The 20,835-nt window shown below is 58.7% G+C and carries 21 protein-coding genes; 4 read left to right on the top strand and 17 right to left on the bottom strand.

Features of this window, described 5'->3' with window-relative positions:
• Positions 1-22 precede the first annotated feature (22 nt).
• Together B3511_RS17175 and B3511_RS17170 are read right to left on the bottom strand one after the other, a co-directional pair.
• The gene (locus tag B3511_RS17175; protein ID WP_040077573.1) at positions 23-1,018 is read right to left on the bottom strand and encodes an ABC transporter permease subunit; all 996 of its coding nucleotides are present in this window, start codon (positions 1,016-1,018) and stop codon (positions 23-25) included.
• A 2-nt stretch (positions 1,019-1,020) separates the two neighbouring features.
• On the bottom strand, positions 1,021-2,535 hold the full coding sequence (locus B3511_RS17170) for a sugar ABC transporter ATP-binding protein (protein ID WP_040077572.1): 1,515 nt from the start codon (positions 2,533-2,535) through the stop codon (positions 1,021-1,023).
• Between the two features lie 282 nt (positions 2,536-2,817).
• Here B3511_RS17170 and B3511_RS17165 point away from each other — a divergent pair, with 282 nt between their 5' ends.
• Positions 2,818-5,100 carry an ATP-binding protein gene (locus B3511_RS17165; protein ID WP_286783909.1) on the top strand — a complete coding sequence of 761 codons (2,283 nt, stop codon included), beginning with the start codon at positions 2,818-2,820 and terminating at the stop codon, positions 5,098-5,100.
• A 69-nt stretch (positions 5,101-5,169) separates the two neighbouring features.
• A complete protein-coding gene (yjdP, locus tag B3511_RS17160; RefSeq protein ID WP_040077571.1) occupies positions 5,170-5,490 on the top strand; it encodes a DDRRRQL repeat protein YjdP in 321 nt (106 codons plus the stop codon).
• Between the two features lie 159 nt (positions 5,491-5,649).
• Here the strand turns inward: yjdP and phnP are convergent, their stop codons facing one another.
• The 15 genes from phnP to B3511_RS17085 form a co-directional block, all read right to left on the bottom strand.
• On the bottom strand, positions 5,650-6,408 hold the full coding sequence (gene phnP, locus B3511_RS17155) for a phosphonate metabolism protein PhnP (RefSeq protein ID WP_040077570.1): 759 nt from the start codon (positions 6,406-6,408) through the stop codon (positions 5,650-5,652).
• Between the two features lie 12 nt (positions 6,409-6,420).
• A complete protein-coding gene (gene phnO / locus B3511_RS17150; protein ID WP_286783908.1) occupies positions 6,421-6,855 on the bottom strand; it encodes an aminoalkylphosphonate N-acetyltransferase in 435 nt (144 codons plus the stop codon).
• A complete protein-coding gene (phnN, locus tag B3511_RS17145) occupies positions 6,848-7,399 on the bottom strand; it encodes a ribose 1,5-bisphosphokinase (RefSeq protein ID WP_154298836.1) in 552 nt (183 codons plus the stop codon). Before phnN ends, phnO begins: the two co-directional genes overlap by 8 nt.
• Complete coding sequence (gene phnM, locus B3511_RS17140; protein ID WP_233803213.1) at positions 7,396-8,532, bottom strand: alpha-D-ribose 1-methylphosphonate 5-triphosphate diphosphatase; 1,137 nt, start codon at positions 8,530-8,532, stop codon at positions 7,396-7,398. Before phnM ends, phnN begins: the two co-directional genes overlap by 4 nt.
• On the bottom strand, positions 8,529-9,209 hold the full coding sequence (gene phnL / locus B3511_RS17135) for a phosphonate C-P lyase system protein PhnL (RefSeq protein WP_286783907.1): 681 nt from the start codon (positions 9,207-9,209) through the stop codon (positions 8,529-8,531). The genes phnM and phnL overlap by 4 nt, the downstream gene beginning before the upstream one ends.
• Positions 9,210-9,218: 9 nt before the next feature.
• On the bottom strand, positions 9,219-9,974 hold the full coding sequence (gene phnK / locus B3511_RS17130; protein WP_286783906.1) for a phosphonate C-P lyase system protein PhnK: 756 nt from the start codon (positions 9,972-9,974) through the stop codon (positions 9,219-9,221).
• Complete coding sequence (gene phnJ / locus B3511_RS17125; protein WP_233803211.1) at positions 9,971-10,816, bottom strand: alpha-D-ribose 1-methylphosphonate 5-phosphate C-P-lyase PhnJ; 846 nt, start codon at positions 10,814-10,816, stop codon at positions 9,971-9,973. Before phnJ ends, phnK begins: the two co-directional genes overlap by 4 nt.
• Positions 10,809-11,873 (bottom strand): carbon-phosphorus lyase complex subunit PhnI, encoded by a 1,065-nt coding sequence (locus B3511_RS17120; protein ID WP_286783905.1) that lies wholly within the window; start codon positions 11,871-11,873, stop codon positions 10,809-10,811. Before B3511_RS17120 ends, phnJ begins: the two co-directional genes overlap by 8 nt.
• The gene (phnH, locus tag B3511_RS17115; RefSeq protein WP_286783904.1) at positions 11,873-12,457 is read right to left on the bottom strand and encodes a phosphonate C-P lyase system protein PhnH; all 585 of its coding nucleotides are present in this window, start codon (positions 12,455-12,457) and stop codon (positions 11,873-11,875) included. The genes B3511_RS17120 and phnH overlap by 1 nt, the downstream gene beginning before the upstream one ends.
• The gene (gene phnG, locus B3511_RS17110) at positions 12,454-12,906 is read right to left on the bottom strand and encodes a phosphonate C-P lyase system protein PhnG (RefSeq protein WP_207292827.1); all 453 of its coding nucleotides are present in this window, start codon (positions 12,904-12,906) and stop codon (positions 12,454-12,456) included. The genes phnH and phnG overlap by 4 nt, the downstream gene beginning before the upstream one ends.
• Positions 12,907-13,632: a phosphonate metabolism transcriptional regulator PhnF gene (gene phnF / locus B3511_RS17105; protein ID WP_046885503.1), complete on the bottom strand. Its 726-nt coding sequence runs from the start codon at positions 13,630-13,632 to the stop codon at positions 12,907-12,909. It lies immediately after the preceding gene.
• 20 nt (positions 13,633-13,652) lie between these two features.
• Complete coding sequence (phnE, locus tag B3511_RS17100) at positions 13,653-14,432, bottom strand: phosphonate ABC transporter, permease protein PhnE (RefSeq protein ID WP_212478528.1); 780 nt, start codon at positions 14,430-14,432, stop codon at positions 13,653-13,655.
• 158 nt (positions 14,433-14,590) lie between these two features.
• Entirely contained in the window at positions 14,591-15,607 is a 1,017-nt protein-coding gene (gene phnD, locus B3511_RS17095; protein ID WP_263616660.1) for a phosphonate ABC transporter substrate-binding protein, read from the bottom strand.
• A 23-nt stretch (positions 15,608-15,630) separates the two neighbouring features.
• Complete coding sequence (gene phnC / locus B3511_RS17090; protein ID WP_286783903.1) at positions 15,631-16,419, bottom strand: phosphonate ABC transporter ATP-binding protein; 789 nt, start codon at positions 16,417-16,419, stop codon at positions 15,631-15,633.
• A 240-nt stretch (positions 16,420-16,659) separates the two neighbouring features.
• Positions 16,660-16,995, bottom strand: a complete 336-nt coding sequence (locus tag B3511_RS17085) for a zinc ribbon domain-containing protein YjdM (RefSeq protein WP_040077554.1) — start codon at positions 16,993-16,995, stop codon at positions 16,660-16,662.
• Between the two features lie 598 nt (positions 16,996-17,593).
• On the opposite strand from B3511_RS17085, the gene crfC reads away from it, so the two are divergent.
• Both crfC and B3511_RS17075 read left to right on the top strand, forming a co-directional pair.
• The gene (gene crfC / locus B3511_RS17080) at positions 17,594-19,945 is read left to right on the top strand and encodes a clamp-binding protein CrfC (protein WP_286783902.1); all 2,352 of its coding nucleotides are present in this window, start codon (positions 17,594-17,596) and stop codon (positions 19,943-19,945) included.
• Complete coding sequence (locus B3511_RS17075) at positions 19,942-20,820, top strand: diguanylate cyclase regulator RdcB family protein (protein WP_046885498.1); 879 nt, start codon at positions 19,942-19,944, stop codon at positions 20,818-20,820. Before crfC ends, B3511_RS17075 begins: the two co-directional genes overlap by 4 nt.
• Positions 20,821-20,835: the final 15 nt, after the last annotated feature.

The following is a 20,835-nucleotide window of genomic DNA, read 5'->3' as shown; positions in this document are numbered from 1 at the left end:
CTCGATTCGTAGGGTATTGTTGTTATGCACTTTGATGGTGTCGGGTACGGTATTTATCGATCAGCACTGCAATGATGATCACCGCCCCTTTGATCACCAGTTGCCAGAAATAAGAGACCCCCATCAGGGTCATACCGTTATTAAGCGTGGCGATAATCAGCGCCCCCACCAGAGTGCCGGTGATGGTGCCAATGCCCCCCACAAAGCTGGTTCCGCCGAGGATCACCGCCGCAATGGCGTCCAGCTCATAGCCGGTGCCCAGGTTGCCGTTGGCGCTGTAGAGGCGGGAAGCGCTCATCACGCCACCCAGGCCAGAGAGCAGGCCGCTCATGCCGTAGACAAACAACAGCACCATCCATACCTTGATACCGGTTAAGCGCGCCGCCTGCATGTTGCCGCCGACTGCGTAGATGTGTACCCCCAGGGTGGTGCGGCGCAAAATAAACCAGCAGACGACGATCACCGCCAGCGCGATCACCACCAGCCAGGGCACCGGGCCGAGATAGTTATTGCCGATCCACTCGAAGTTGATATTGGAGTTGATCACCGTCGTGCCGTCGGCCAGCAGATAGGCCGCTCCGCGCAGCGCGGTATAGGTACCCAGGGTGACAATAAAGGGCGGCAGTCCGGCGAAGGCCACCAGCGCGCCGTTAAACAGCCCCAGTACCATGCCGAGCATCAGCGCCGCCGGCACCGACAACATGGCGAACTCCGGGATTAGCGAGACCACCATCGCCGCTACCGCGGTGGTACCCAGAATCGAGCCCACCGAGAGGTCAATGCCGCCGGTCAAAATAATGAAGGTCATTCCCGCTGCCAGCACGATGTTGATCGACGCCTGGCGGGTAATATTCAGCAGATTACTCTCGGTAAAGAAGTTGGGGGCGATAAAACCAAATACCGCCACGATCAGAATCAAAATCGGCAAAATGCCGATGGTTTGCATCAGATCGCCCATTAGCATTTTTTTGGCGGAGGCCGATTTGGCCACCTGCTGCGGAGTGTTGGAGTGCGTCATGGTTATACCGCCCGTTGATGAGAGTCGTTAACGCCGGTTGCCAGCGTCATGATGTTTTCTTGCGTGATATCCCCGCCGTGCAACTCACCCGCAATGCTGCCTTCACGCATGACATACACCCGATCGCTCATTCCCACCACCTCGGGTAATTCGCTGGAGATCATCAGGATCGCCACCCCTTTGCGGGCCATCTGGTTCATGATCCGGTAGATCTCACTTTTGGCGCCGACATCCACGCCGCGCGTAGGTTCATCGAGGATCAAAATGCGCGGGCCGATAGCGACCCAGCGGGAGATAAGCAGTTTTTGCTGATTGCCGCCCGACAGGCCACCCGCCCGCACCTGTGAGTGGGGGACGCGGATATTGAGCAGGGCGATGGCATCGTCCGAGATCGACTGGGCTTTTTTGCGGTTTAACATTCCCCAACTGGCATCGCGCTCGAGCGTCGCCATGGTGATGTTCTCCTGGGCTGCCAGTTCCAGGAACAGCCCCTGTTCTTTGCGGTTTTCGGTTAAAAAGCCGATGCCCTGGTCGATGGCCGCGCGAGGGGAGTGAATGACCACCGGCTCGCCGTCTACCTCAATCATGCCGCCGGTGGCCTTGCGCACCCCGAAGATCAGCTGCGCCAGCTCGGAACGCCCCGCCCCGACAAGCCCGGCCAGACCCACGATTTCTCCGGATCTTACCTGCAGGCTGCACGGCTGTACTTTGCCGCTGTCGGTCAGGTGATGAACGTTGAGCCGCGGGCTGCCGAGAGGGATATCCCGTTCTTTGTTAAACAGATCGCTGAGAGGCCGGCCCACCATCATGCGCACCAGCTCCGGGGCGTTAAGCCTGTCGCGGGTCAGGCTACCTACGTATTGCCCGTCGCGCAGCACGCTGACGCGGTCGGAAAGCTCGTACACCTCTGCCATGCGGTGGCTGATGTAGATGATCGCCATCCCTTCATCGCGCAGGCGCATAATGAGTTCGAACAGGCGGTGAGTTTCGCGTGAGGAGAGGGCGGCGGTGGGTTCGTCCATCACCAGGATGCGGCTATTGCGGTGCAGGGCGCGGGCAATCTCCACCTGCTGCTGCTCGGCGATGGTCAGCCTCATCACCAGGTCGGTGGCTTTGAACTGGGCGCCGAGACGGTCAATTACCGCCTGCGCCTGGGCGGCCATCTCTTTGCGCTGCACCAGCCCCCCGCGTGACAGTTCGCTGCCGAGGAAGATGTTTTCCGCCACGGTGAGGTTGGGGGCCAGCTGCATCTCCTGGTAGATCAGGGTGATACCTGCGGCCAGCGCATCCTTCGGCCCTTTGATATGAAACGGCTGACCATCAATCAGGATCTCACCGCTGGTGGCGGTATAGGCGCCTGCGAGGATCTTCATCAGCGTGCTCTTCCCGGCGCCGTTTTCGCCCATCAGAGCATGGATTTCGCCGGGGAAGACCGTCAGATCCACACCCTTAAGCGCATGGAAGTTGCCAAAGGTTTTGGCAATGTTGCGCATCTCTAAGACCGGGGTCCTGCTCATGGCGGCTCTCCTGAGGGGGTAGATATCCGCACTTCATCACACCCTGATAAATGCAAAATGTCAGAAGCCATTCATATTTGTCATAGTTATGAATAAGTAATGTGGATCACATTTCCCCTCACCCTAACCCTCTCCCCGCAGGGGAGAGGGGACCGCGCGGTGCATGCCTTTCTCCCTCGCCCCACCGGGGAGAGGGGACCGCACGGTGCATGCCTTTCCCCCTCGCCCCTTTGGGGAGAGGGCCGGGGTGAGGGGACAAAAAACGCCGAGGAACCTAACCCTATGTCATCACGCCGCCCCTCGTTTTTTGCCAGCGCCCGCGGCCGCCTGTTGATCTTCAATCTACTGGTCGTTGCGGTAACGCTGATGGTAAGCGGGGTGGCGATACTCGGGTTTCGCCACGCCAGCCAGATTCAGGAACAGGTGCAGCAGCAGACGCTGGACGACATGACCGGCAGCATGAATCTGGCGCGGGAGACGGCGAATGTGGCCACCTCCGCAGTACGTTTATCGCAGGTGGTAGGCGCGCTGGAGTACAAAAGCGAAGCGGAACGGCTGAAGCAGACGCAAACGGCGCTGCGCCGCTCGCTGGAGACGCTGGCAGCGGCGCCGCTGGCCCGCAAAGAGCCTGCGCTGGTGGCGCGAATTATTGAGCGCAGCAATGCGTTGCAGCAAAGCGTAACCGGGATGCTGGAGCGCGGCCAGCGCCGCCATCTGGAGCGCAATGCGTTACTGAGCGCACTCTGGCAGAGCCAGAGTTATTTACGACACCTGCAGGATATTAACCGCCGTTTTGGCGGTAACCAGCCGGATGGGCAGTTACTGAGCGAGATGGCGCGGTTACTGATCGCGGCCATCGAAACCCCCTCTCCCCGGGCGACCATTCAGCAACTGGAGGCGGTGATGGCCTCGCTGCCGCACGCCGCCGCGCAGCCTCTGGTTAATTTCGTGCTGCCGGACTTTAACGCCGAGTTACGCAGACTGGCTCCCTTATCCAGGCAACTGGAGGAGAGCGATCTGGCCATTAGCTGGTATATGTTCCACATCAAGGCGCTGGTAGCGATATTGAACAGCGACATTAATCTCTATGTGGAGCAGGTGGCGGCGGCCTCCGAACTGCGTACCCGCCAGAGCCACCAGGAGCTGCGCTCAATCAGCCTGTTTATCACGGTGTTTGCCCTGCTGGCGCTGGTGATCACCGGTTTTGCCGGCTGGTATATCTATCGCAATCTGGGGTCGAACCTGACGGCGATCTCCCGGGCGATGTCACGCCTTGCTCATGGCGAGCAGGAGGTGTCGGTACCCGGTCTGCAACGCCGGGATGAACTGGGGGAACTGGCGCGTTCGTTCAGCGTCTTTGCCCGAAATACCGCGTCTCTGCAGCACACGACCCGGTTGCTGAAGGAGAAGAGTGGCCAGATGGAGATTGACCGTATTGAACGTCAGGGGCTGGAAGAGGCGCTGCTGCATAGCCAGAAGATGAAGGCCGTCGGGCAACTGACGGGCGGACTGGCGCATGATTTTAACAATCTGTTGGCGGTGATTATTGGCAGCCTGGAGCTGATTGACCCCGCATCGCCAGAGGCGTCAAGGGTGGGGCGCGCCCTGAAGGCGGCGGAGCGCGGGGCGCTCCTCACGCAGCGCTTGCTGGCCTTTTCGCGTAAACAGTCGCTGCATCCACGGGCGATAGAGATGAAACCGATGCTGGAAAACCTCGGGGAGCTGATGCGCCACTCGCTGCCCGCCACGCTTTCGCTGGACATCGAAGCCCAGCACCCGGCATGGCCGGCGTGGATCGACGTCAGTCAACTGGAAAACGCCATCATCAATCTGGTGATGAACGCACGCGATGCGATGGAGGGGCAGAGTGGCGTGATTAAGATCCGCACCTGGAACCAGCGCGTGACCCGTAGCGACGGGCGGCGACAGGACATGGTGGCGCTGGAGGTTATCGATCATGGCTGCGGCATGTCACAGGCGATCAAAGCCCAGGTATTTGAGCCCTTCTTCACCACCAAACAGACCGGGAGCGGCAGCGGGCTGGGGTTGTCGATGGTCTATGGCTTTGTGCGTCAGTCTGGCGGGCGGGTCGAGATCGAGAGTGCGCCGGGACAGGGCACCGTCGTCAGGCTGCAGCTGCCACGGGCTACCCAGCAGGCAGTGATCCACAGCGAAACGACGCATGCTGAAGCGGCACCGCACAGTGACCGGCTGGTACTGGTGCTGGAGGACGAAGCCGATGTGCGTCAGACGTTGTGCGAACAGCTGCACCAACTGGGTTATCTGACTCTGGAGGCTGAAACCGGCCAGCAGGCACTGCGGATGCTGGAGGCCTCGCCGGATATTGAGATCTTTATCAGTGATTTAATGCTGCCTGGCGCGTTAAGCGGCGCAGAGGTGATCAACCATGTTCGCGTCCATTTCCCCCACCTGCCGCTGCTGCTGATGAGCGGCCAGGATCTGCGCCCGGCCCATAACCCTGCGCTGCCCGACGTGGAGCTGTTGCGTAAACCTTTTACCCGCGCTCAGCTGGCGCAGGCGCTGCGGAAGGTGACGCTGAATTGAGATTCCTCCGCTACTCGCGTTATCGGCCTTTCATTACCGTAAAGCCAGCCCCTTTGCGAGACTGGCTCTATGAAACGTTACTCTACCGCCCTGATATTTTGCCTGCTGTCTTTCACCAGTCAGCTGGCGCATGCCGATATTGTTGATGACGCCATTGGCAATATTCAGCAGGCGATCAACGACGCCTATAACCCTAATAGCAACCGCAACAATGATGACGACGATCGTTATGATCAGAGACGGCGTAGCGACAGCCGTCAGTATGACGAGCGCCGCAGGCAGCTAGAGGACCGTCGCCAGCGCCTGGATGAGCGTCAGCGCCAGCTTGATGATGACAGGCGTCGCTTAGAGGATGATGAGCGCAGGCTGGAAGAGGATTATGATCGGTGACATTGTGCGGTCTGATGCCCTCACCCCGACCCTCTCCCACGGGGAGAGGGAGGAAAACCGTTCCAACCCTCTCGTACGGGGAGAGGGAGGAAAACCGTTCCGACTCTCTCGTACGGGGAGAGGGAGGAAATCGGTTCCGGCTTTCCTGAAGGGAGAAAACTAGTCCAGCGCCAGCACCATCCCGTCATATCCTGCTTCAAACCCTTCCGGTAGCGGGTTATCCATCATCCACACGTCGAATTGATGGCTAATGTGGGTGAGGATCACCTGCGGACAGCCAATGACCTCATTTAGCGCAATCACGGTATTTAAATCGCAGTGGTTGCGCGGCGCTTCATCGCGCGGTGCGTGGCTGCAGTCGATGATAATCACCTGCGGTTGGTTATTGAGTAAGAACTTGACCGTTTTCTCGGGCAGCGTGCTGGTATCCGAAAGCCACGCTACGCGGCTATGGGCGCTCTCCAGCAGGTAGCCAAACGTGAGTTTTGAGTGGTTAAGCGGCAGGGGCGTGACCCGCAGCCCCTGGAGTTCAAAAACCACAAAGGGCTCAAGCGTATGGCTAAAATCCAGCAGTCCAGGGTGTTTAAACAAATCGTCGCAGCCCGCGTCGTCCGGCGGGCCGTAGACCGGTATGGTCGCGCCCACGCCCCAGCGAAGCGGGAACAGCCCCTGAACGTGATCCATATGGTAATGGGTGAGGAGAAATTGCTGGAAGCTGCCCGCGGGCCAGTCGTCCATCAATTGCGGGATCCCCGCATCCAGCAAGGTCACTGCGTCGTTGAATTTGACCACCGCGCTACAGGGACGGCGGCGGTACTCCTCCTGCAAGCGCGCCCGACGACACGCCATGCAGTCGCAACCAAACACCGGTACCAGCTGGGCACCACCGGTGCCTGTCAACGTAATCGTCAAACTCATCACTCACCCTCTCTACAGCGGTTTGGTGAAGCGAAAATGGCTCTGCGTATAGCCTTCACGAAGGTAAAAACGGTGAGCGTCGGTGCGCTTCACGCTGGTGGAGAGCTCTGTCAGTTCCGCTCCAGCCTGGCGGGCAACCTCCTCGGCCCAGGCCAGCAGCTGACTGCCCACCTTCAGGCCGCGCGCCTGCGGCATCACCACCAGCTCCTGGATCTCGCCGATCCAGCGGGCGTGATGCAGATGAAACTGCATATGCAGGCCGATCATGCCGATGACCTGCCCCTCCAGTTCGGCCAGTTGATAGCGCATATTGTGATCCTGAAGATTGGCAAGAAAACCGGCGTGAAACGCCTGGTGATCGAACTCGGCCTGCTTCAGTTCGCAGATCAGGGCGTAAACCGTCTGGGCGTCGTCGGCGATGGCGGGGCGAAGATGGCAGTCAGGCATGCAGTTTCTCCTTTTGACGGATAAGCGATAAAAAGGTACCGACTGACTGTAGCAAACTTCCGTCGTTATTGAGGAGATGGCAGTCCGCTGGGGTATAGCGCGCCGCGCGCGCCAGTCGCTGCTCTATCTCATGATCCGACTCGCGTCCCCGGCTTTGCAGTCGGCTACGCAGAATCTCTGGCGACACCTGCAGGCAGACGGGCATCAGCGCCGCTTCATAGCGGGCACGGGCCTGCGGCAGGTGGGCGCGTGAGCCATTGACCAGCACGTCAAACCCTGCATGTAGCCATAGGTCAATCTCAATACCGACCCCGTAATAGAAGCCGTTGGCGTGCCAGCTCAGCGCCAGCAGATTTTGCCCGGCGCGGGTAAAAAATTCCTGCTCGCTGAGGGCAATATGGTTTTCACTCCCGGCGTTGGCCGCGCGAGTAATGTAGCGATGCGCCACCAGCAGTTGGGTATGTTCTTGCTGCCGTAACGCCGACAATAAGCTGTCTTTACCGGAGCCCGAGGGGCCCATTAACCAGATAAGTCGTCCCATCAGAACACCCGTTTACCCTGACGCCAGACGTGGTCGATATGGATGTGCTCGCCCTTGCGATGCGCGAGCACCAGATCCGCCCGTTTGCCCTCGGCAATGTCGCCCCGATCGTGAAGATTGAGCGCCGTTGCCGGGTTTTTTGTCACCAGGCGAATGGCCTGAGACAAGGTGAAACTATTGCCTTCGTCATCCGCCACGCGAAAAGCCGCGTCCAGCAGGCTCGCCGGGTAGTAATCGGAAGAGAGAATATCCAGCAGGCCAAGGGATGCCAGTTTGCTGGCCGCCACGTTGCCGGAGTGCGAGCCGCCGCGCACGATGTTAGGTGCCCCCATCAGCACATTCATGCCGTGCTGGCGCGAGGCGTCTGCCGCTGCAAACGTGGTAGGAAATTCGGCGATCACGCTGCCAAGTTGATGAGATTCGCGTACATGCTCGGGCGTGGCGTCGTCGTGGCTGGCCAACGCGATGTGACGATCCCGGCACAATGCGGCTATGGCGAGGCGATTCGGCTGAGACCACCGTGCTGCAAGCTGAAGCTGTTCTTCTTCGTAGCGGGCCATCTCTTCGTTGTTCAGAGAATATTTGCCCTGGTAGTACTCACGGTATTTTTCAATATTGGCGAACTGACGCTGGCCGGGCGAGTGATCCATCAGCGAGACCAGCGAAACCGGCTCGCGCTCTACCAGCTTTTCAAAGAGCGGCAGGGTGGTGTGGTGCGGCAGTTCGCAGCGCAGATGCAGACGGTGCTCGGCACGGTTGAGGCCGCGTTTCTGCGTCTCTTCCACGGCGTTGATCATCTTCTCCAGATTCTCAAGACGATCGCCACCGTCGCGCACGTCGCCAATTGCCACCGCGTCCAGCACCGTGGTGATGCCGCTGGCGACCATCAATGCGTCGTGGCTGCTCATCGCCGAATGGGCGGGCCAGTCGACTTTCGGGCGCGGGGTGAAAAATTTATCCAGATTATCGGTATGCAGTTCAATCAGCCCCGGCAGCAGCCAGCCGCCGTCGCCATCCATCGCCTCCGGGGAGCGGCTCTGGGTTTCGGCAAAGGCGCGGATGATGCCCTCCTGAATTTCAACCGAGCCATCAACGACCTCATTTTCCAGCACCAGTTTGACGTTATTAATAATCATGCGTGGGTCCCCATCGGGTGCAATCTGTCTGCGACGCGATCGCGTACGGCGTCGTCGTGGAAGATCCCGACGATCGCTGCGCCGCGCGCTTTGGCCTGTTCGATCAGTTCAATTACCGCTGCGCTGTTTTTGTTGTCGAGCGAGGCGGTGGGTTCGTCGAGCAACAAAATGGGATAATCGACGATAAACCCCCGGGCAATGTTGACGCGCTGCTGTTCGCCGCCGGAAAAGGTCGAGGGGGCAAGGTGCCACAGGCGCTCCGGCACGTTCAGGCGCGTTAGCAGGCTGGCGGCTTTGGCGGCGCAGGTTTCACGCGGCACGCCCAGATCCAGCAGGGGCTGCATCACCACATCCAGAGCTGAGATCCGCGGGATCACCCGCAGGAACTGGCTGACCCAGCCGATCGTTGAGCGACGCACCTCCAGCACTTTGCGCGCCGGAGCCTGCACCAGATCCACCCACTCGTTGTGATGGCGAATATGAATGTGGCCTTCGTCCGGCAGGTAGTTGGCATACAGGGAGCGCAGCAGGGTCGATTTTCCGCTGCCGGAGTGGCCATGCAGCACCACGCATTCGCCGTTGCTGACCTCCAGCGAGGTGTGTTGCAGTACCGGCAGGCGCACGCCGCTTTGCTGGTGGAGCACAAAGGTCTTACTCACGTTTTCTACGCGGATCATGTTGGCCTCTTAGTTCTGCAATACCGATGACACCAGCAGCTGGGTGTACGGATGATGGGGATCGTCAAGTACGCGGTCGGTTAACCCACTTTCCACCACCTGACCCTGTTTCATCACCAGCAGACGGTCCGCCAGCAGGCGCGCAACACCCAGATCGTGGGTGACAATTACCACCGCAAGGTTCAGCTCCACCACCAGGCCGCGCAGCAGGTCGAGCAGGCGGGCCTGCACGGAGACGTCCAGCCCGCCCGTTGGCTCATCCATAAACACCAGCTTCGGATGGGTCACCAGATTGCGGGCAATCTGTAACCGCTGCTGCATCCCACCGGAAAAGGTGGTGGGCAGGTCGTCGATGCGCGAGGCGGGGATCTCCACCTCCTCCAGCCAGTGCTGCGCCGTGGCGCGGATGTTGCCGTAGTGGCGCGCGCCGGTCGCCATCAGCCGTTCGCCGATATTGCCCCCCGCCGAAACCTGACGGCGCAGGCCGTCCATCGGGTGCTGATGCACCACGCCCCACTCGGTGCGCAGCAGGCGGCGGCGCTCGGCCTCGCTCATGCCGTACAGCGAGGCGCCTTCGTAGAGAATGTCGCCGTTATGCGGCGTCAGGCGCGCGGAGATCGATTTCAGCAAGGTGGTTTTGCCGGAGCCGGACTCGCCGACAATCCCCAGCACTTCCCCCGGCCAGAGTTCGAATGCCACGTCGCTAAAGCCTTTGCCCGGCGCGTAAAGGTGGGTCAGGTTGTTAACCGAAAGCAGCGGTTTCATTGGCTTTTCGCCTCGCTCTGTTGGCGGCAGTAGTCGGTGTCGGAGCAGACAAACATCCGTTTGCCGGTATCGTCCAGCACCACTTCATCCAGATAGCTGTGCTGCGAGCCGCAGATGGCGCACGGCTCGTCCCAGGCCTGCACCGTAAACGGGTGGTCGTCAAAATCGAGACTCTCCACGCGGGTATACGGCGGGACGGCATAGATGCGTTTTTCGCGCCCGGCGCCAAACAGCTGCAGGGCGGGCATCATGTCCATCTTCGGGTTATCGAATTTCGGGATCGGCGACGGGTCCATCACGTAGCGTCCGTTCACCTTCACCGGGTAGGCGTAGGTGGTGGCGATATGGCCGAAGCGGGCGATATCCTCGTACAGCTTCACCTGCATCACGCCGTACTCTTCCAGCGCGTGCATAGTGCGGGTTTCGGTTTCACGCGGCTCGATAAAGCGCAGCGGCTCCGGGATCGGCACCTGGAAAATCAGGATCTGATCTTCCGCGAGCGGCGTTTCTGGGATGCGGTGACGGGTCTGGATCAGCGTCGCGTCTTCGGTTTTTTCAGTGGTGTTCACGCCCGTGACGCGCTTGAAGAAATTGCGAATCGACACCGCATTGGTGGTGTCGTCCGCCCCCTGGTCGATAACCTTCAGCACGTCCGCTTCGCCAATCACGCTGGCGGTAAGCTGAATGCCGCCGGTCCCCCAGCCGTAGGGCATGGGCATTTCGCGGCCGCCGAACGGCACCTGATAGCCCGGAATGGCCACGGCTTTCAGAATGGCGCGGCGGATCATGCGTTTGGTTTGCTCATCCAGATAGGCAAAGTTATAGCCGCTTAAGTTAGCCATTTCTGCGCTCCCGTTGCAGGCGTTTCAGCAGTTCCAGTTCGGCCTGGAAGTCGACGTAATGGGGTAGCTTGAGGTGTGAGACAAAGCCTGCGGCTTCGACGTTATCCGCGTGGGCCAGCACGAACTCTTCGTCCTGCGCCGGGCCGGCAGCGTGCTCACCGTAGTCCGCTGCCTGCAGGGCGCGGTCAACCAGCGCCATTGCCATTGCCTTGCGCTCGCTCATGCCGAACACCAGCCCGTAGCCACGGGTAAAGTGCGGGTCATCATTTTCCGGTGCGACAAAGCCGTTAACCATTTCACACTCGGTAACCAGCAGTTCGCCGACGTTTACTGCAAAACCGAGCTCTTCTGGCACGATTTCGATGTCGAGGTAGCCGCAGCGGATCTCCGCCGCGAACGGGTGGTTGCGCCCGTAGCCGCGCTGAGTGGAGTAGGCCAGCGCCAGCAGATACCCCTCGTCGCCGCGCATCAGTTGCTGCAGGCGCGACGATCGCGAGCACGGATAGACCGGCGGCGTGCGGGTAATGTCGTCAGGTACCGTGCCGGAATCTTCTTCCGCTTTTGCGAGGCCCTGCTTCGCCAGCAGGCTAAAGACGTGCGGAGAGGCTTTCTGCGCGGCATCGGAGGTGGCAAGCGACGGTGCGTCGCCGTTCGCCAGCAGGGTGAAATCGAGCAGGCGGTGGGTATAGTCGTAGGTGGGGCCAAGCAGCTGACCGCCGGGAATATCTTTATAAACGGCCGAAATGCGGCGTTCCAGACGCATCTCCGGGGTACTCACCGGCTCGCTTACCGCCAGTTTCGCCAGCGTGGTGCGGTAGGCGCGCAGCAGAAAAATCGCTTCGACGTTATCGCCGCTGGCCTGCTTCAGCGCCAGCGCCGCCAGTTCGCGATCTGCGATGCCCCCTTCGGTCATCACCCGATCGACGGCCAGGTTTAACTGCTGTTCTATCTGGGCGACGCTCAGCTCGGGAAGCTGTTCATCACCCCGTCGTCTCTGCTCTTGCAGCATGTGGGCGGCGGCAATCGCCTTCTCGCCCCCCTTGACGGCAACGTACATCAGCACACCTCCACGTGGGTGGTTCGCGGGATGGCCAGCAGGCGCTCGCCGCAGGTGAGGATCAGGTCGATACCCAGCGGGAACGGGTGCGGACGCTCGGTCAGCTCATGAATAATGCACTCCGGCAGCTGAGGAGCGACCATACGCTCCTCGGCAATGCCTGCCCCGGTCAGGCGCAGCATGCGGCCACCGCTCAGGCTGGTGACCTGCAAAATCAACGTGGCGCTGGCCTCTGGCGCCACGGCAGTGCCTTCGCTCAGGGCGTTGAGCTGCTCGTGGCTGATCTGCTCGTCGGCCACGGCGAAGACCGCCTGCTGGGGCTGTTCAACCAGTGGCGCGTTGGTGTGAAAACGCAGGTTCTGACAGGCGATGTCGTTGATCAGCGCACCGGAGAGCCACACCGGGGTATCATTGTCGGCCAGCGTCAGCAGCACGCTGGTGGTGGCGAGGTTCAGCGGCAACCAGCCCTGCGCAAGCTGATGCAGCGAGACGATGACGCCCGGCTCGCTCATGGCTTTCAGCAGGCGACGAAAACTTTGTTGGGCATCCTGGACGGCGAGGGTAAAAGCGGGTTGAAGCGTCATGCGTTATCTCCGCGAACGAGCGTAAAGAAGTCGACCCGGCTGGTGTTGACTTCAGCCTGACGCGCGGCAAGGCGTGCGGCGCGGTCAGCTTCCAGCGGGGTAATCAAGGTTTCCATCAATGACTGGAAATAGGGTTGTTCTTGCAACAGGGCGTCGATAACGGCGCACTGCTCGGCATGGTGTTTGTTACGCCCCAGCTGATAGCTGTAACCCAGAGTACCGCTGGACAGGCGCACAACAGCACGGGTGAGGGTGGCGTCACCGGCAAAAAAGCGTTCTCCGGTGCCGCCCATGCGCGCCTGGATCTGCACCAGGCCACTCTCCGGTGCGCGGATCAGTTCATAGGTCGGCGTGAGGGCAAGGGCAGAGACGCGCGCCTGTAACGCCCCGGGGTCGCTATGTGCCAGGACGCGCATCCAGTGCTGACGGGTGGCGGTATCGAAGTGCATTCAGTGCTCCATGGTGAATTCAATCATGTCGGCGCGGGTCAGGCTGACGGAGTACTCCGTCGCGTTGATCTCGCCGTCACGGTGGTTGAGGGTGCGCACACAGAGCAGCGGAGCCATGTTGGGGATCTCCAGCACCTTGCTCTCTTTTGCCTGCGCGCGGCGGGCGCTGATGCGCGTCTGTGTGCGCTTGAGCGCGATGCCCGTGGCCTCCTGCAGAAAATCATGCAGCGAACCGCTGGCGAAATGTTGCAGCACCGGCCAGAGGGAGAGGTCGGCAAAGTAGTGGTCGATCTGGCACACCGCCACGCCGTTGACCCGGCGCAGGGTGCGCAGGTGTACAACGTTTTCACCCTCGGTAATGCCCAGTGCGTCCGCCACGTGGCTGGAGGCCGGGCGTAATACTGAGAGCAGTTTTTCGCTGGTGGGGTGGCTGCCCTGGTCGAGCAGGTTCTGGCTAAAGCGCGCCTGCGCGTTAAGCGGGTAGTCGAACGGGCGCATCAGCACCAGCACGCCGACGCCCTGGCGGCGCTGTACCCATCCGCGCTCCACCAGTTGGTCAATGGCGCGGCGCAGGGTGTGGCGATTCACTTCGTAGCGGTCGGCAAGCTGCTGCTCGGCGGGCAGATAGTCCCCGCAGCGGTAGTGGGTGCGAAGTTCTACTTCGAGCTTTGCCGCAATCTCTTGCCAACGGGTCGGGTAGCTGGTCGGATGTCTGGATAAGTGCATAGAAATCAAAGCCTCGCTTCTCAGATGAAGTGCTTACGCAAACGTTGAGAGAGGAAATCCAGCAGGCTGACGGTGATGATGATGAGTACCATCAGGGCGCAGGTTTGCTGGAACTGGAAACCACGAATCGCTTCCCACAGGGTGACGCCGATACCGCCTGCGCCAACCATGCCGACCACGGTGGCCGAGCGAACGTTGGATTCAAAGCGGTAGAGGGAGTAGGAGATCAACAGCGGCATCACCTGTGGCAACACGCCATACAGAATCTCTTCAATTTTGTTGGCGCCGGTGGCGCGGATGCCTTCGACCGGGCCAGGCTCGATGGCTTCCACCGCCTCGGAGAGCAGCTTGGAGAGCACGCCGGTGGTGTGAATAAACAGCGCCATTACGCCGGCAAAGGGACCGAGACCGACGGCGACCACGAACAGCATGGCGAAGACCATTTCGTTAATGGCGCGGCAGGCGTCCATCAGGCGGCGCATCGGCTGGTACACCCACCATGGCACGATGTTTTCGGCGCTCATCAGGCCAAACGGGATGGAGAGGATGACCGCGAGGGCGGTGCCCCAGACGGCGATTTGCAGGGTGATGGCCATTTCGCCGAGGTAGTCCTGCCACTGGCTGAAGTCCGGCGGGAAGAAGTCGGCGGCGAAGGTGGCCATGTTGCCGGAATCTTTCACCAGCAGCAGTGGGTCCATTTCCGCGCCCTTCCAGGAGATAACAAGCACCGCCAGCAGGATGGCCCAGCTGATCAGCGAGAACCAGCTGCGCTTTGGCGGTGGGAGAGTGATGGTTTGCATAGTAACTCCTTTATCTGTTCTCCCTCTCCCTGTGGGAGAGGGCCGGGGTGAGGGCATCAGCGTGTGCATTTCCCCCTCACCCTAACCCTCTCCCTCAAGGGAGAGGGGACTGTCCGGTGCGGTTTTTACCCTCTCCCACAGGGAGAGGGAGAAAAGATTTACTGCACCGCTTTATTCACGCTGGTCATCGCGCCGAGCGCGGCGGTCAGGCGGTCGAGATCGTCCAGCTGTGCCTGAATTTCAGACACTTTGCTGCTCTTCTCTTCCTCCTTCAGCCCCTTGTTGTCCTTCACGCCCTGCATCTGTTTGAACAGCGCCAGCTGGCGAATCGGCACCAGCTGCAGGTCGCTTGAGGCGCGGAACGGTGCCCAGCCCAGCTTCTCCAGAACGGCTTTCTCTTCCGGCGTTTTGCCGTAGGCCATAAAGAAGTCGTACACCTTGTCCTTGGTGCTTTCTGAGAGGTTTTTACGCCACACGATCGGGTCGCCCGGGATCAGCGGTGATTTCCAGATCACCTTCAGTTCTTTCAGCTTGTCCGGCGCGGAGGTCTTCAGCTTGTCGAGGTTTTCGGTGTTGTTAGTTGCCACGTCCACCTGCTTGTTGGCCACGGCCAGGGCGTTGGTTTCGTGCCCGGCGTTGACGGTGCGTTTGAATTCGTTGGTTGAAATATTGTTTTTGGCGAAGACGTAATAGCCCGGCACCAGGAACCCGGAAGTGGAGTTCGGATCGCCGTTGCCAAAGGTCAGCTCTTTACGTTTGGCGAGCATGTCGTTGAGGTTATTGATTGGGCTGTCTTTGTTCACGATCAGCACGCTCCAGTAGCCCGGGGAGCCATCTGCCGCCACGGTCTGCGCAAAGACCTGGCCGTTGGCGCGGTCTACCGCTTCCATCGCGGAGAGGTTGCCGTACCAGGCGATGTCGACTTTGTTAAAGCGCATCCCCTGGATGATGCCCGCGTAGTCCGGGGCGAAGAAGGCGTTTACTTTGATCCCCAGTTTGGTTTCCATATCTTTCAGGAACGGTTCCCACTGAGGTTTCAGGTTCTGCTGTGATTCCGTCGAAATAATGCCAAAGTTCAGCGCTTTCTCCTGCTCCTCGGCATACGCCGGGCTTAACAGGGTGCTGATGCTGAACAGGCTGGTGAAGGCCAGCGCGGCAACGGCTTTGTAGCTCATGTACTTTCCTCGGATCGGGTGAATTAAGCAGCTTGCGCGCGCTCTTCGACGCGGTTAATGCTGCGGTAGAGATGGTCAAAGCGTTCGTTATCGAACTGATGGCTTGCGCCATCAAAGAAGACATGTCCCTGACGCAGGGCGACGATGCGCTCGCAGTAGCGCAGGGCATAGTCCACCTGGTGTAGCGTGACCACCACGGTGATGCCGTCGTTCTGGTTGATGTCGCGCAGGGTCTCCATCACGATGCGCGCCGACTCGGGGTCCAGCGAGGCGATGGGTTCGTCGGCCAGAATGATTTTCGCTTTCTGCATCAGGGCACGGGCAATGGCGACGCGCTGCTGTTGTCCACCGGAGAGGGTGGAGACGCGCTGGTGGGCGAAGTGGGTCATGCCGACGCGGGTCAGCGCCTGCAGGGCTTCTTGTTTCTGGGAAGGAGAGAACCAGCGCAGACAGGTGCGCCAGAACGGGGTGCTGCCAAGCGCGCCAATCAGCACGTTCTCCAGCACCGTCAGGCGGTTCACCAGGTTGAACTGCTGGAAGATGTAGCCTGTCTGGGCGCGACTTTTACGGATGTCACGCGCCAGGCGGCCGGCGCGCTGGACGGTGTTACCCAGCAGCTCGACGTGGCTTTCCGGCGTTTTATCGCAGGTAATGAGGCCGCTTAAATGGCGCAGCAGGGTCGACTTTCCTGAACCGGAAGGCCCCAGCAGCGCCACCATTTCGCCCTGCTGGACGGTCAGATCAACGGCATGCAGCGCCCTATTATGGTTAAAAGACTTACTCAGTTTTTCGACGCGAATGACAGTGTGCATGTGTTGGGCCTCACGATAAATGTGGCCTCATGCTGGCGGATCAATGTGACATTTAGGTTAAGTGCTGGTTGCGGGAGTTTGAAGAGTTGAAGCGATGGCGATGACAGGCGATTGCCTCTGCACAAGTGCCGGCGAAGGAGAGGCAGGGACGTAACGGCATAATCGTTACCTCAGGTAAGAGAAGCCCGTTACGTGTCGTTCTCGTCCGCCCGGTAAGCGAAGCCTCACCGGGCGGAGAAATCAGTTCTTTTTGACGAACTCAGATTTCAATTTCATAGGGCCAAAGCCGTCGATTTTGCAGTCAATGTTGTGATCGCCTTCAACCAGACGGATGCCCTTCACTTTGGTGCCGATTTTCAGCATGGAAGAGCTGCCTTTTACTTTCAGATCTTTAATTACGGTAACGTTATCGCCATCGGCCAGCAGGTTGCCGTTCGCATCTTTCACGATCAGTGCGTCACTGTCTGGTGCCGGTTCGGCATCGTTCCACTCGTGGGCGCATTCCGGGCAAATAAACAGACCGTTGTCTTCGTAGGTGTACTCGGAATTGCATTTCGGGCAATGAGGTAGCTGCATGATGGACTCCTGAAATAGTGCGAAGCGGCGGGAGTGTGCCCGCCAAAAACCGACGTATTGTCGAAAAAGGCGGCAAGTATAACGTAAAACCTTACTGTTGTCGGTGACATTGTTTTTATCAAGAAATTTAAAAAAAGTATGGCGGATGACATTTTCTGTCAGTCAATTAAGCGATGCTAACTCCCACATCCAACGGAGTAACGGCCATGATTGAATTAATCAGAATTTTATTGCGGCAAATTGCTACGTACTGCCATTTCGGATAAGGTAAGAGCAGCTTTGCTATTTTTTAGATTTCCCGAACTACCCACACTTTGTTTGGGTAGGGCTCTCCTCCCTCTCATTTTGGGTAGGGGAAATAATAATGATATATCCTGACCTTTCTTAAATTTGAGCTACGCTCTTACTCTTTCGGTTTCCCTGACCGAGGGGCTCGCTCCGTTGTTAATGCATTTTTTAAATATAAAATTTCAACAGCATCAATCGCTTATATTTTAGTGGGGATATTTTCCACATGTAATCAATAAAACCGATCCTTCATTATTAAAATTATTCGGTTTAATAAAATTAAGAAATTTGCGTTAAGGGAAGTTATTGCATGCACACACAAACAATATTTGAATTGAGCCAGGAAGCGGAACGGCTACTGCAACTCTCTTTGCAAAACCTTGAAACCTTAAAAGCGATGCCTGTCGCGATAATGGACAGTACTACCACGGCGTTGACGGGTGAAAGCAATAATGTCTTGCCGCTGCATTTCAGCGCCCGGGGTTTAGACGCCCAGCAGTCGATGCTGAACAATGAACTGCGCAAAATTACCCGTCTGGAGATGGTGCTGGCGATTGTTGGCACCATGAAGGCCGGGAAATCGACCACCATCAATGCCATTGTCGGTACGGAGGTGTTGCCAAACCGCAACCGCCCGATGACGGCCCTCCCCACGCTTATTCGTCATACGCCGGGCCAGAAGGAGCCGGTGCTGAACTTTTCGCACGTCGCGCCGATCGATACCTTAATTAAGCAACTGCAAATAAAGCTGAGAAATTGCGATCGTGGCAAGCTGGCGCAACAGCTGGAAATTGATAAAGACATGAATGCCCTGCTGGGGCGTATTGAAAAAGGGGAGGCGTTTGAAAAACGTTATCTTGGCGCCCAGCCCATCTTTTATTGTTTGAAAAACTTAAATGATCTGGTGCGGCTTTCTCAGGCGCTGGAAACCGACTTTCCCTTCTCTGAATATGCGGCTATCGAACACATTCCGGTCATTGAGGTGGAGTTTGTTCATCTGGCCGGGCTGGATGCGCATCTCGGACACTTAACACTTCTTGATACCCCCGGGCCGAACGAGGCCGGGCAACCGCATCTGCAGAAGATGCTGGCAGAACAGATCTCCCGCGCCTCGGCGGTGCTGGCGGTGATGGATTACACCCAACTTAAGTCGATCTCCGACGAAGAGGTGCGTCAGGCCATTTCGGCGGCAGGGAGATCAGTGCCGCTCTATGCGCTGGTCAATAAATTCGACCAGAAAGATCGTAATAGCGATGACGAAGAGCAGGTGCGGGCGATGATCTCCGGCACCCTGATGAAGGGGTATATCTCTCCGGGGCAGATTTACCCGGTCTCTTCCATGTGGGGATATCTGGCAAACCGTGCGCGTCACGAACTGGATCAACGCGGTAAATTGCCGGATCACCAGAGCCAGCGCTGGGTACAGGATTTTGCCGAAGCGGCGCTTGGCCGCCGCTGGCGCACCGCCGATCTCGACGACATTGAGCATGTTCGTCACTCTGCCGATCTGCTGTGGGAAGATTCCCTGTTTGAACAGCCGATCCGCAAGCTGATTTATGCTGCTTATGCTAATGCTTCGCTGTATGCCCTGCGTTCTGCATCGCATAAGTTATTAAACTACGCGCAAAATGCCCGTGAATATCTCGATTTTCGCTATCAGGGGCTGACGGTAGCCTTTGATGAGCTACAGCTCAATATCACCCGTCTGGAAGAGGACATGGCCCTGTTACAGCGTCGTCAGGAGTCGGTCAGCGATGAGGTGAGGCATGAAGTCGAAGAGGCGCTCTGCACGGCAGAGGGGTTTATTAACGAGCAGAAGGGGCAAATCCAGCAGGCGATAAGTCAGGTCTTCAGCAGCGATAATCTGCGCGATCTAACCGGCTATGACCTGCGTTTGCGTAGTGATGATCCTGCAGCCGCGGAGCTACTGGTGCTGGAAGATGAAGGCCAGGCGCAGATTGTGCTCAGTAAAATCCGCTCCTCCTGCGAAATGATTCTGCTGGCGGCGCAAGAGCGTATCAGCCGTGAACTGGCTCTGCGTTTCGATCAGCTTGAATCCACCCTGGCGCGCTCGCTGAATGATGCCATGCGCCCCATTGAGACACGTATCAAAGAAGAGTTGAGCCACGCCGGTTTCCGGGCGCGGATCAGCTTCCCGGCCTTCCAGGCCAGCCAGCTTAACTTTAATACCCGCGGCCTGTTTAACGACGTGATTGCCCGTGAGAACCTTCCTGCGAGCCAGGTGGCAGGCACGAGTAGCGTGCGTGAAACGGTCTCTCGCTGGCTGAATAATCCCGGCTGGGGTTGGGATGACTACGTCGTGACACATACCCGTTACGTGATCAACGTGGCTGAGCTGCATGACAAAATTAATCACCATATTGAGCAGTTTTGTGCACAAATCCGTAAAGCTTTGGCCGCGCAGGTCGATGTCTCTGTTACGGCAGGCATGGCGACTTTCTTTGCGGAATTTTCGCTATGTCTTGCAGGATTACAAGAAAGCTTGCGTGATAGCCTCGCGGTGCGCCAGCAGAATGAGCATGCTACCCGGTCGCTCACTCAGCTGCTTTCACAGTGTATCTCCACCGCGACGTGGATTCAGGAAGATACCCGACTGTTACGCGATGATATTCAAACTCTATTCGCGGCAGAGCAACCATGACAAAACAACTACTGGACGGTCCCGGGCGGACGCTGGAGTGTATCCATCCCAAATTTATGGTCGATTTGGTGCAAGGGGTGGATGCCACGCGTCAAACCCCGCTCGTGCCACAGCAACAGCAGTTTCGTGAACGTTTAACCCAGGAGATCATGACGCAGACTCAGCTTCGTCCATGGGCGATGGCGGGAATGTTCAGCGAAAATGCTGCGCTGCGGCTTGGGCTGGCAGAGAAACTGGCGGGCATGTTTGATCCCGGCCATCTTGCGCTTACCCGCATGACACAGAAACTGGACGCATTACGCCAGCACACGGGTCTGCGCAATGCGCCCCCGCCAGGCTTGTTGCAGCAGTACGATACCCTCTCTTCTCATTTCCAGCAGCGTGCGGTCTGGAAAGTCAAAGCGTTAGGCCAGCGCGGCTTAACGGTGCAGGCCGGTGAGCATACCGAACAGATCTTTACCCGCTGGCGGGCCGGCCATTACGACGGCTGGTCCCTGGCCGGGCGCGGTTATGTGGCGCTGGAAGAGTTGCGCTGGGGAGCGTTTGGCGACGCCTGCCGGCTGGCCAATGCCGACGTGAGCGCCATGCTGAAAGATGAGCTGCAAAATCAGGTGGCGAACTACCTGGCGCTGGGCATTAATGCGGCGCCAGCCACGCGCCATTTTTACCATCAATGGCTTGCCACACCGGCGTCTCCGGGTCTGATCGATCATAAAGATATGCTGGGCTGGCTGGGCGACTGGTGTGATGTGGACCGTCATCCGGTCTGCTGGTCGGTGACGCAAAGCTGGCAAAACGTGGCGCTGGGGATGCCGAGACTCTGTTCGGCGACAAGACTGGCGAAAGCCATGGTAGAAGAGGTCTTCGCAGAGTAAAAACCCTCTCCCGTG

This window comes from Leclercia sp. UBA1284, from assembly GCF_002308415.1.
Taxonomy (GTDB): domain Bacteria; phylum Pseudomonadota; class Gammaproteobacteria; order Enterobacterales; family Enterobacteriaceae; genus Enterobacter; species Enterobacter pneumoniae.
The sequence above is the reverse complement of the archived record's forward strand: the minus strand, read 5'-3'. Positions and strand labels throughout refer to the sequence as shown.

Bases quoted from the DNA above. Each gene is read 5' to 3' on its own strand.
- B3511_RS17170 (WP_040077572.1), bottom strand. From the start codon at position 2,535: ATGAGCAGGACCCCGGTCTTAGAGATGCGCAACATTGCCAAAACCTTT.
- phnJ (WP_233803211.1), bottom strand. From the start codon at position 10,816: ATGGCTAACTTAAGCGGCTATAACTTTGCCTATCTGGATGAGCAAACC.
- yjdP (WP_040077571.1), top strand. From the start codon at position 5,170: ATGAAACGTTACTCTACCGCCCTGATATTTTGCCTGCTGTCTTTCACC.
- B3511_RS17165 (WP_286783909.1), top strand. From the start codon at position 2,818: ATGTCATCACGCCGCCCCTCGTTTTTTGCCAGCGCCCGCGGCCGCCTG.
- phnF (WP_046885503.1), bottom strand. From the start codon at position 13,632: ATGCACTTATCCAGACATCCGACCAGCTACCCGACCCGTTGGCAAGAG.
- phnO (WP_286783908.1), bottom strand. From the start codon at position 6,855: ATGCCTGACTGCCATCTTCGCCCCGCCATCGCCGACGACGCCCAGACG.
- phnH (WP_286783904.1), bottom strand. From the start codon at position 12,457: ATGACGCTTCAACCCGCTTTTACCCTCGCCGTCCAGGATGCCCAACAA.
- B3511_RS17120 (WP_286783905.1), bottom strand. From the start codon at position 11,873: ATGTACGTTGCCGTCAAGGGGGGCGAGAAGGCGATTGCCGCCGCCCAC.
- phnE (WP_212478528.1), bottom strand. From the start codon at position 14,432: ATGCAAACCATCACTCTCCCACCGCCAAAGCGCAGCTGGTTCTCGCTG.
- phnM (WP_233803213.1), bottom strand. From the start codon at position 8,532: ATGATTATTAATAACGTCAAACTGGTGCTGGAAAATGAGGTCGTTGAT.
- phnL (WP_286783907.1), bottom strand. From the start codon at position 9,209: ATGATCCGCGTAGAAAACGTGAGTAAGACCTTTGTGCTCCACCAGCAA.
- phnG (WP_207292827.1), bottom strand. From the start codon at position 12,906: ATGCACTTCGATACCGCCACCCGTCAGCACTGGATGCGCGTCCTGGCA.
- phnP (WP_040077570.1), bottom strand. From the start codon at position 6,408: ATGAGTTTGACGATTACGTTGACAGGCACCGGTGGTGCCCAGCTGGTA.
- phnK (WP_286783906.1), bottom strand. From the start codon at position 9,974: ATGAAACCGCTGCTTTCGGTTAACAACCTGACCCACCTTTACGCGCCG.
- phnD (WP_263616660.1), bottom strand. From the start codon at position 15,607: ATGAGCTACAAAGCCGTTGCCGCGCTGGCCTTCACCAGCCTGTTCAGC.
- B3511_RS17175 (WP_040077573.1), bottom strand. From the start codon at position 1,018: ATGACGCACTCCAACACTCCGCAGCAGGTGGCCAAATCGGCCTCCGCC.
- B3511_RS17075 (WP_046885498.1), top strand. From the start codon at position 19,942: ATGACAAAACAACTACTGGACGGTCCCGGGCGGACGCTGGAGTGTATC.
- B3511_RS17085 (WP_040077554.1), bottom strand. From the start codon at position 16,995: ATGCAGCTACCTCATTGCCCGAAATGCAATTCCGAGTACACCTACGAA.
- crfC (WP_286783902.1), top strand. From the start codon at position 17,594: ATGCACACACAAACAATATTTGAATTGAGCCAGGAAGCGGAACGGCTA.
- phnC (WP_286783903.1), bottom strand. From the start codon at position 16,419: ATGCACACTGTCATTCGCGTCGAAAAACTGAGTAAGTCTTTTAACCAT.